The 3924-nt window shown below is 69.6% G+C and carries 1 protein-coding gene and 2 pseudogenes; 1 reads left to right on the top strand and 2 read right to left on the bottom strand.

Annotated features, from left to right (window positions below):
• The first annotated feature begins 68 nt into the window (after positions 1-68).
• Positions 69-800, top strand: a complete 732-nt coding sequence (mtgA, locus tag AC27IQ_RS20025; protein ID WP_487090534.1) for a monofunctional biosynthetic peptidoglycan transglycosylase — start codon at positions 69-71, stop codon at positions 798-800.
• Positions 801-867: 67 nt separating this feature from the next.
• Here the strand turns inward: mtgA and AC27IQ_RS20020 are convergent.
• Positions 868-1635 (bottom strand): annotated as a pseudogene (locus AC27IQ_RS20020) (IclR family transcriptional regulator domain-containing protein); the annotation flags it as partial.
• 255 nt (positions 1636-1890) lie between these two features.
• Positions 1891-3924: pseudogene (locus AC27IQ_RS20015) on the bottom strand (TonB-dependent receptor); the annotation flags it as partial.

Below are 3924 nucleotides of genomic sequence, written 5' to 3'. Positions count from 1 at the left end.
AGGTGCTGGCCGAGCTGCGCGCCGCCATGGCCGCCGGCCACTGACCCGCCCTGGGGAGAGACCACGGCATGAAAGGCTTGCTGCGTTGGATCGGGCTGGTGCTGCTGGCCTTCGTGGCGCTGCAGGTGTTCTTCGTCGGCCGCATCGCGGCCATGGTGGCGATCGACCCCGAATCCACCGCCTTCCAGCGCTCGGAGGCCTGGGGCCAGGTCGCCCACGGCACGCTGCAATGGCGCCAGCAGTGGGTGTCCTACGGCCAGATCGCCGACACCCTCAAGCGCGCGGTGATCGCCTCGGAGGACGACGGCTTCGTCAACCACGACGGCGTGGACTGGAACGCGATCGAAAAGGCCTGGGAGCGCAACGCCCGCGCCGAGGCCCAGGCCGCCAAGCGCCAGGAGCTGCAGCCCGACCGGCCGGTGCGCAACCCCAAGATCCGCGGCGGCTCCACCATCACCCAGCAGCTGGCCAAGAACCTGCTGCTGTCGGGCGAACGAACGCTGCTGCGCAAGGGGCAGGAGTTCGTGCTCACGCTGGCGCTGGAGCAGCTGCTGAGCAAGCAGCGCATCCTGGAGATCTACCTCAACAGCGTGGAATGGGGCGATGGCGTGTTCGGGGCCGAGGCCGCCGCGCAGCACTACTTTCGAAAGAGCGCCTCGAAGCTCAGCGCGGCCGAGGCCGCCCGGCTGGCGGTGATGCTGCCGCAGCCCAAGCGCTTCGAGAAGGCGCCGGGCTCGGCCTACCTCTCCGGCCGCACGCGGGTGATCCTGGGACGCATGGGCTCGGCGGAATTGCCCTGAGACGGCCTTGGGATGGCCTTGAGGGTGAGCGCGGCGCGCCGTCCCCTCATGCCCCAAGGCAGCCAGGTCAGACGTGCGGGCCGTTCAGCGCCTCGCCCAACTGGCCGGGCATGATGGCCGCTTCTTCCCCGATGCGGTCCGCCGTGGCCTGCACCAGGGGCAGGAAACGCTTGAGCATGCGCTCGTCCATCTGGCTGGCGAACGTCGAATACACCAGCGTGCCGCGCAACACCCCGCCGCCGAACACCGGCACCGCGAAGGCCGTGCTCTCGGCATTGCTGCGCGCGTGGCGGATGGCGTAGCCCTGGCGCCGCGTCTGCTGCACGATCTTGCGCATCGCCCACAGGTCGGTGATCTTCTGGCTTTCGTCGCCATTCAGGTTGGCCGACTCCACCAGGATGCGGCGCTCGGCGCGGCTGCAGAACGACAGGTAGGTGCGGCCCAGCGCGGACGGGATCAGCTCGTAGCGGCGCCCCAGGCTGGAGGGCCGGATCGCGTACGGGCTGTAGGGCATGGTGCAGAACACCACGCGGATCTGGTGCCCTTCGATCACCCCCAGGGACAGCGGCCACTTGATCTGGCGCGTGGTGGCGATCATCAGCGGCGCCGCCACTTCGGCCAGGCGCAGCTTTTCGTTGATGCCGCTGCTCAGGTTGCCCACGGCGAGCGTGAGCTGGTATTGCCCATAGGCGTGCGGATCGCTGCGCACGTATTTCTCGGACTCCAGCGTGCTCAGCAGGCGGTGCAGGGTCGATTTGGCCAGGCCGGTGCGCTGATGCAACTCCTGCAGGCTCCAGGTGGATCGCTCGTTCATCACGCGAAGGATGAGCAGCGCTCGCTGCACGGAACGGACTTCGGTACTCATGTTTCTCTCTCGGTCTCGGGTTGGGCAGTATGGCGCACGCCATACACCCCGCGCAATATGTAGTACCAGGGGGTCAGGCGGCGATGGATTCCAGCGCGCCCGCCATGGCCTGCCGTGCCGCGGCGCGAAGCAGCGCCTGGTCGGAGCCCACGACGAAGAATGCGATGCCCAGCGCCCGCAGGCCGGCCACCTGCGCGGCATCGGACACGAAGCATCCCACGGCGCATTGCGCGGCGCGCCCGGCAGGTTCAGGTTGGGGCTGCTGCCGTGGGCCGAGACGATGTAGTTGCGGTCGAACAGGTTGCGCAGGTTCAGCTGCACCGTGGTCGCCTTGCCGATGCGGTACTGCGCCATCGCGTCCACCACCACGTACGACGGCAGGGTCACCGTGTTGCCCGGATTGGCGAAGCGGTCGCCCACGTAGTTGATGCCGCCGCCCACGCTCCAGTCGTCGCCCAGGCGCTGCGTGAGCCACGCCGAGAACGCGTTGCGCGGCGTGATCGTGGCGCGTTTGCCCTGCACCGCCTGGCCGGCGTCGGTGGCCGTGGAGCGGGTGATGCGCGTGTCCAGCAGCGCGTAGCTCAGCGTGGCCTGCAGGCCCGCCGCCAGTTCGCCCGCCAGCGACAGCTCCAGCCCGCGCGTGCGCTGCGTGCCGATGGGGATCAGCCGGGTGGGCTGTGCCGGGTCGGTGGTCTTGATGTCGGTGCGCTCGAGCTGGAACAGAGAGGCCGTGGCCGTGGCGCGGCCGTCCAGCAGGTCGAGCTTGGCACCCACTTCGTAGTTGGTCGTCTGCTCGGGCTGGATGGCCGTGTTGGTGGCAGACAGCGCGAACATCTCGGCCGAGGGCTGGTAGGAACGGCTCACCGACACGTAGTACGACTGTGCCGCCGTGGGCTGCCACACCAGGCCCGCGCGCGGGCTCCAGGTGGTGTCCGTGCGCTCGAAGTCGCTCTGGCCCGCCAGGCGGTTGTCGGTTTCCTGGCCGAAGCGGTCGTAGCGCAGGCCGGCCAGCACCTTCCACTCGGGCGACAGCGTGATCTGGTCCTGCACGTAGAACGCGCGTGTCAGGTAGCGGTTCAGCGCGCTGGCCGACACGGCCCCGCCGCCGTTGAGCGGCGCCACCGGCAGCACCGGGTTCCACAGGTTCACGTTGCCCAGTGTGCCGCCGGTGAACGAGACCGCATCCTTGTTCTGCTGGCCCATCTCCAGGCCGTAAAGCACCTCGTGCGCGACGCTGCCGGTGCGCAGGTTCTGGATCAGCTCGGTCTGGTTGAACACGCCGCGCTCGCGCCGGTCCACGCCCGAGCGCGTGAGCGCCACGGTGCCCGCGGCCTCGTTCGTGGTGCCCGCGGGCAGGGTGTTCTGGCGGTCCAGGTCGTAGTGGTAGTAGCGCAGGGCGTTGCGCACGCGCAGCGTGTCGGAAAAGCGGTGGCTGAACGTGGCGGTGAACGAGCTGACCGTGGATTCGGACGTGTCCGCATCGCGCGCGTTGGCCGAGCCGAAATAGGTGCCCGCGGGCACGTTGACCGGGCGGCCCTGGTAGGCCGGGATGCCGAAGTCGGTCACGCGCTTGTCGTGCAGGTAGTCGGCCTGCAGCATGAGCGAAGTGGCGCCGTCGGGCTTCCACAGCACCGAAGGGGCGATGGCCTGGCGCTCCAGGAACTGCTGGCTGCGGTAGCTGTTGGCGTCCTCGGCCGCGCCGGTGACGCGCCAGGACCAGTCGCTGCCCGCGGGCGCGCGGCCCACGTCGAACTCGGCGCGCTTGTCGGCCCAGCTGCCCACGCTCAGGGCGATGTCGGACACGTCCGTGCCGGGCTTTTTCGTCACGCGGTTGACCAGGCCGCCGGACGAGCCGCGCCCGTACAGCACGGCGGCGGGGCCTTTCACCACCTCCACCCGCTCGATGTTGGACAGGTCGCGGAAATACAGCGCGTCGTCGCGAAAACCGTCCACGAACTGGTCGCCGATGCTGGTGAAGCCGCGGATGCTGACCTGGTCGCGCTGGCCGTCGCCATGCGACAGGCCCACGCCCGCCACGTTGCGCAGGGTGTCCTGCATCGAGGTCGCGCCCTGGTCGCGGATCACCTGCTGCGGCACCACGTCGATGGTCTGCGGCACGTCGCGCAGCGGGGCCTCGGTCTTGGTGCCGCTGGCGGACGAAACGGCGTTGTAGGCCGTGTCCTCGCCACGCGCCGCCTGCACGCGCACCTCGCTCATCGTGGCGCCGGCCGCCGCGCCTGCGGCCTCCGGGGTGCCACC

The sequence above is a fragment of the Acidovorax sp. KPB24-07 genome (assembly GCF_057543315.1).
The sequence above is the reverse complement of the archived record's forward strand: the minus strand, read 5'-3'. Positions and strand labels throughout refer to the sequence as shown.